This window comes from Acidovorax facilis (genome assembly GCF_023913775.1).
In the GTDB taxonomy this organism is placed as follows: Bacteria; Pseudomonadota; Gammaproteobacteria; order Burkholderiales; family Burkholderiaceae_C; genus Acidovorax; species Acidovorax facilis.
Genome location: NZ_JAMXAX010000036.1, coordinates 36,010 through 42,034, shown reverse-complemented (window position 1 = coordinate 42,034; position 6,025 = coordinate 36,010). Strand labels below are relative to the sequence as shown.

General features: G+C 56.7%; 6 protein-coding genes. All 6 read right to left on the bottom strand.

Annotated elements, in window-relative coordinates:
- Positions 1-269: 269 nt before the first annotated feature.
- Positions 270-794, bottom strand: coding sequence for a phosphoribosyltransferase (locus NFX52_RS12630; protein WP_055398648.1), 525 nt, complete (start codon positions 792-794; stop codon positions 270-272).
- 57 nt (positions 795-851) lie between these two features.
- A complete protein-coding gene (locus NFX52_RS12625; protein WP_055398649.1) occupies positions 852-2,228 on the bottom strand; it encodes an adenylosuccinate synthase in 1,377 nt (458 codons plus the stop codon).
- Positions 2,229-2,255: 27 nt separating this feature from the next.
- On the bottom strand, positions 2,256-3,404 hold the full coding sequence (locus tag NFX52_RS12620) for an ATP phosphoribosyltransferase regulatory subunit (RefSeq protein WP_055398650.1): 1,149 nt from the start codon (positions 3,402-3,404) through the stop codon (positions 2,256-2,258).
- Positions 3,405-3,494: 90 nt separating this feature from the next.
- A complete protein-coding gene (locus NFX52_RS12615) occupies positions 3,495-3,677 on the bottom strand; it encodes a DUF2065 domain-containing protein (RefSeq protein ID WP_055398651.1) in 183 nt (60 codons plus the stop codon).
- A gap of 31 nt (positions 3,678-3,708) precedes the next feature.
- A complete protein-coding gene (gene hflC / locus NFX52_RS12610) occupies positions 3,709-4,617 on the bottom strand; it encodes a protease modulator HflC (RefSeq protein ID WP_055398652.1) in 909 nt (302 codons plus the stop codon).
- A gap of 9 nt (positions 4,618-4,626) precedes the next feature.
- Positions 4,627-6,003, bottom strand: a complete 1,377-nt coding sequence (gene hflK, locus NFX52_RS12605) for an FtsH protease activity modulator HflK (protein ID WP_055398653.1) — start codon at positions 6,001-6,003, stop codon at positions 4,627-4,629.
- Between the last annotated feature and the right edge of the window lie 22 nt (positions 6,004-6,025).

The following is a 6,025-nucleotide window of genomic DNA, read 5'->3' as shown; positions in this document are numbered from 1 at the left end:
TCTTGCGACACCCTGCTCTACTCAGCGAAGCCTTGAATTATATACCGGTTTTTACACCACCTACAACCCAAAACCAAAATTTCTTCATCCACCTTCTCGACATCAGCAGCAACAGGACCTAAACCCCCCCACCACATCTTCAGCGTCACCACATTTCTGCAGAACCGCCTCAGCAGCGAAGCCCTCGGCTATAGCACTAGTTTGGAGGGCAAGAAGAATTTTCGAGAGAAATTTTTACATCCCCCTCGAAAGACCGATACACCCGGCTTTCACACTCGCCACTTTTCCAACAGCTTCTCAGGGCTCAAGCTATCGTAACCCTCAAACGGTTGATGGATCCAGGGATTCGTCGGCAGGAATTCCACCGAATAGTCTGGCGTGAACGTCGACAAGCCCTTTGTCCAGATCACAGCGCTGCGCAGCTCGGTGATGGGTGCATAGTTGGTCTTCAACATGTTGATCACCGCATGCAAGGTGTAACCTGAGTCCGCAAGGTCATCCACCAGTAGCACCTTGCCTGCGATCTCACCCTTGGGCGTCGTGATGAACCGCGCAATATCCAGATGCCCCTGCACCGTTCCAGCCTCGGCGCGGTAAGAACTTGTGGACATGATGGCCAAGGGCTTGTCAAAGATGCGGCTCAAAATATCGCCAGGACGCAACCCTCCCCGGGCAAGGCACAGGATCGTGTCGAACGCCCAGCCCGATTGGTGCACCTTGAGCGCCAGCTTCTCAATAAGACTGTGGTACTCGTCATAGCTGACGTAAAGGTGTTTGCCGTCTTCGGTCAACATGCGGTGGCTCCTGGATACATAGCTGTGGGTGCGGAAGTCACTGGGAATTTCAAATCATCAACCAGCGACATAAGGGTGACGCATCATGATGGTGTGATCACGGTCGGGGCTGGTGGAGATCATATCGATAGGCACACCCGTAACCTGTTCAATACGCTCCAGATAACGGCGAGCGCTCTGTGGCAATTTGACGTAGTCAGTCACGCCAACGGTGGACTCACTCCAGCCTGGCAATGTCTCGTAGACAGGCTTGCAGCGTGCGATATCTTCCGCGCCCATGGGCAGAAGATCGATGTGCTCACCGTCGAGTTCATACCCGGTGCAGAGCAATAGTTCTTCCAGCCCGTCCAGAACATCCAGTTTGGTGATACACAAACCGGAGAGGCCATTGACCTGAGCGCTACGCTTGAGCAGCGCAGCATCGAACCAGCCGCATCGACGACTACGCCCCGTGGTCACACCCTTCTCAGCGCCCACCGTACTCATGTGATACCCAGGCGTACCAGGCACTTCCCAGTCCAGCTCCGTCGGGAAAGGGCCGCCGCCAACGCGGGTGCAATACGCTTTGGTAATACCGAGTATGTAATGCAACATGCCGGGACCGACGCCCGAGCCGGCCGCTGCGTTCCCGGCTACACAATTGCTCGATGTGACATAGGGGTAGGTCCCATGATCCACATCGAGTAGCGTACCTTGTGCGCCCTCAAACAGAAGATTGGCACCATCTCGATGGGCGTCGTTAAGCTCGCGCGATACATCAGCCATCATGGGCTTGAGCAACTCAGCATGGCGCATCGCTTCTGCATACACCACATCGAACTGAACCTTGCCGTCCTCGATATACGGCTTGAGTGCATCACCAAACACGAAGGTGCCCGAGCGCAGATAGGTCGTAAGGATATGGTTATGCAGATCCAGCAATTCACGAAGCTTGGCAGCAAACCGCTCGGGGTACTTCAAGTCTTGCACCCGCAGGGCACGACGGGCAATCTTGTCTTCATACGCGGGGCCAATACCGCGACCAGTAGTTCCAATTTTTTCCGTTCCACCCTGTTCACGTGCAGCTTCTCGCGCCACATCCATGGCTGCATGGAACGGAAGAATCAGCGGGCAAGCTTCGCTGATTCGCAAGCGTGAACGCACTTCGACGCCCGCTTTTTCAAGGCCTTCGATTTCCTCAAACAGCTTGGCTGCCGACAAGACAACACCATTGCCGATGTAGCACTTGACGCCTGGGCGCATGATGCCACTAGGGATCAGGTGTAGTGCCGTCTTGACACCATTGATGACCAGTGTGTGGCCCGCGTTGTGCCCACCTTGAAAACGGACGACACCTTGCGCGCTTTCGGTCAGCCAATCAACCAGCTTGCCTTTGCCTTCGTCACCCCACTGGGTTCCGACCACCACTACGTTGCGACCTTTGGTTGCTTTCATCTCAAACCCAATTCAATTGTCAATTGCTTAAACAGCCTGCACGACCCAGCGGCCCGCAATCTGCACCAGTTCCCGATCACAGTGGAACTCGTCCACTTCGCTCTCATGCCCCGGCAAAACACAAACCACCGTCTCACCAGACGTGCGGAGTTCCGCGATGGCTGCATTCACTTCATCCGACTCTCCCCAGGGAGCACGGATAGCAGCTTTCAATGCCCGTGGAGAGACCACGCCCACTACCTGCTTGATATCCAGACTAAATCCCGCTGCGGGACGATTGCGGCCGAACACAGCCCCCACCTCGTCATAACGGCCACCCCGAACGAGCGCATCGCTTGCGCCCGGGGCATAGATCGCAAAACGTGCACCGCTGTAGTAGGCATAGCCACGCAGATCGGCCAGATCAAAAGTGACAGCAGCCCCCTCAAGGCGGGATGCCAGCCAATTTAAATTTGATAGCACTTGAGATATGCCAGGAAAGCGCTGGAAGGCTTTTTGAGCCTCAATCAACACACCCTGATCCCCATAGAGCTGAAGCAACGCCAACAAACCCTCGCGCGACTCCACAGGGAAATCTCGGGTCAATGCCGCGAGTTCAGCCGCGTCCTTGGCTGCCAGTGCCGCATGGATACCGCTCAACACCTGGACATTCACGGACACGCCCGCCAGAAGATTGCGCACGATGCGCACATCCGCCAGGTCAATCGTGGTGCTGGGCACATTGGCAATGCGCAAGCATTCCCGGGCGAGCTGCAACGCCTCAAGATCAGCCTCCAGCCCAGCATGCCCGAAGATTTCTGCGCCGAACTGGAGCGGCTCGCGGGTGGCATGCGGACGATCAGGCCGGGTATGCAGCACTGGCCCGCAATAACAGAGGCGAGTCACCCCCTTGCGATTGAGCAAATGCGCGTCAATTCGAGCGACCTGGGGGGTAGTGTCCGCTCGGAGTCCCATGGATCGCCCCGAGAGCTGGTCCACCAGTTTGAAGGTCTGGAGATCGAGAGCTTCTCCCGTACCCGTCAACAGGGATTCAAGATGCTCCAGCAACGGGGGCATGACCAGCTCATAGCCGTAGCAGCGGGCTGTATCAAGCAGCCCGCGACGCAATTCTTCGATGTGCCGTGCTTCGGACGGCAAGACATCGGCAATGTGATCCGGAAGGACCCAAGCAGACATGGAAAAAAGGGGAGGCTGTTAAAACCGTGATTCTACCGGGAGCGGCGAAGAGCCCAGAGAGACTCCACCCGCTATCGGCTCTGGCGCTGTTCAGAGCCAGAGCATCAACACGCCAGCAACGATTGCCAGCAAACCGAAAAATCGAATCTGGCCATCCTGCAGCAGCGCAATGTGAGCGACTGCACGCCGCCAACTCTGAGGCGAAAGAAATGGCAGCAGTCCCTCAATCACCAGCACCAAGGCGAGCGCTGCCCAGAGGCTTTCCGAATCCACAGCGGCAGGATGTCGACAATCAGCAGGGGGACTACTTCCGGGGTGCTGCAGGCATAGCCGCAGAGTTTCCACCTCGGAATGTCTTGAAAAACTCTGATGACGAGGGGTCCAGAACCATTACATCGCTCTTCTTGTTGAAGCTGGATTTGTAGGCTTCCAAGCTTCGATAGAACTGCGCAAACTGCGGGTCCCGCCCAAACGCCTCGGCGTAAATGCGCGCGGCTTCAGCGTCACCTTCGCCTTTGATCTTCTGTGCATCCCTGTAGGCATTGGCAATAGTGATCTCGCGCTGGCGGTCTGCATCAGCACGAATTTTTTCACCTTCCGCCGCCCCCGTAGAACGGAGTTCATTGGCCACGCGTTTGCGCTCGGCCTCCATGCGCCGATACACCGATTCCGTAATCGCCTCCACGTAATCGACGCGGGTAATGCGAACATCGACAACATCCACACCCCACGGCTTGGCGCCGCGAACGGTCTCCAGCACTTCGCGCTTCACATCAGCCATCAGCGCTTCCCGCTTCAGAGAAAGAAGCTCCTTGACGGTGCGCTTGTTGATTTCCTCCTGGAAAGCATTGCGCACCACGCGATTGAGTTGCATCGCTCCGGCACTCTCATCCAGTCCAACGTTACGGATGTACTCCGTTGGCTCGGAAATACGCCACCGCACATACCAGTCGATGACCACCCGTTGCTTCTCCGCAGTCAACATGGGCTCCGTGTCACTGCTATCCAGCGTCAAAAGGCGTTTGTCGATGTACGACACGTTTTGAAAAGGCGGGGGCAGCTTGAAATTCAAGCCTGGCTCTGTGATCACTTCCTTGATCTGCCCCAAGGCGTAAAGCACACCAAACTGGCGCTGGTCCACCACAAAAAGCATGGAGCTCATCAGGGCCAGCACCACCAAGAGGGTAGATGCAATAAATCCGACTCTGTTCACGAGTTGCTCCTAGCGAGTTTCACGATCGCGTGTGCGACTGCTGTCACGCGCGCGGGGATCATTCGAAAAAGTGGTCGAAGGGGCTGCAGGCACCGCAACGGGGGCCGTAGTATTTGCAGCTGGAGCATCTGATGCCCCCCCTCCGCTGGCGACACTTTGCATGATCTTGTCCAGTGGCAAATACAACAGGTTGGAACCCTGCCGTGATTCAACCAGCACCTTGGTTACGTTGCCATAAATCTGCTGCATCGCCTCCAGATACATGCGGTCCCGGGTCACCTGTGGAGCCTTCTGATACTCTGCCAGAATCGAAGAAAACCGCTGCGCATCACCTTGTGCCTGGGCAACAATCCGGGCCTTGTAGGCTGCAGCTTCTTCGTTCAAGCGCGATGCGGACCCCACTGCACGCGGAATCACATCATTGGCATAGGCTTGGGCTTCATTCTTGGCCCGCTCACGCTCCTGTCCCGCTTTGAGGACATCGTCAAAGGAGGCCTGCACCTGCTCAGGTGGACGGACACCACCTTGCTGCAGGTTGATACCCACCACCTCGACACCTACCTTGTAGCGATCCAAGATGGTTTGCATGAGTGTGCGGACACGGGGAGCAATCTGATCACGCTCTTCGGCCAATGCCGTATCCATGCGCATCTTCCCGACCACCTCCCGAACTGCCGTCTCCGCAGCTTGAACCACCGCATCCGAAGGGTTCTTGCTTTCAAACAGCCACGCGCGGGCGTCACTCAAGCGGTACTGGACCGCGAACTTGATCTCGACGATATTTTCATCTTCCGTGAGCATGGCCGACTCACGCAGACCGGTGCTCTTGATGATGCTGTCTCGCCCCACATCGGCAGACCGAATCTGGGTGACAAATACCAGTTCGTGGCGCTCGATGGGGTACGGCAAACGCCAGTTAAAACCTGCACCCACGGTGCTTTTGTACTTGCCGAACTGGGTAATGACCGCCTGCTGACCTTCCTGAACAATAAAAAATCCTGTTCCCATCCAGATCACAAAGACAATCCCAGCGATCAGCCCCACGCCCACACCGGCGCTCTTCATATCTGGCTGGAAGCCCCCCCCAGAACTACCACCGTTGCCCGGACCACGGCCACCGCCGTTCTTGGAGCCAAAAAAACCTCCGAGCTTCTTATTGAGATCGCGCCAAAGCTCATCAAGGTCGGGCGGCTGCCCGTTGCCAGGCCGCTGATCGCCGCCACGATTTCCAGCAGGAGGAGGCGTAGCAGGACGCTCCTCCGGACGTGCACTGTCGTCTGCCTTGTTATCGTCGCCGCGCCCCCACCGAGGGTCATTCAGATTGAACATGCCCCGAATACGTTCTGGCAGCGAAGCCCAGCGTAGGGTGCGATTTTGAAAATTCATGCGCAAAGTCTCTGGTTCTCTG

What these genes read in the sequence shown, in the direction of transcription:
- NFX52_RS12625 (WP_055398649.1), bottom strand. Translation starts at nt 2,228, where the DNA reads ATGAAAGCAACCAAAGGTCGCAACGTAGTGGTGGTCGGAACCCAGTGG.
- hflK (WP_055398653.1), bottom strand. Translation starts at nt 6,003, where the DNA reads ATGAATTTTCAAAATCGCACCCTACGCTGGGCTTCGCTGCCAGAACGT.
- NFX52_RS12630 (WP_055398648.1), bottom strand. Translation starts at nt 794, where the DNA reads ATGTTGACCGAAGACGGCAAACACCTTTACGTCAGCTATGACGAGTAC.
- NFX52_RS12620 (WP_055398650.1), bottom strand. Translation starts at nt 3,404, where the DNA reads ATGTCTGCTTGGGTCCTTCCGGATCACATTGCCGATGTCTTGCCGTCC.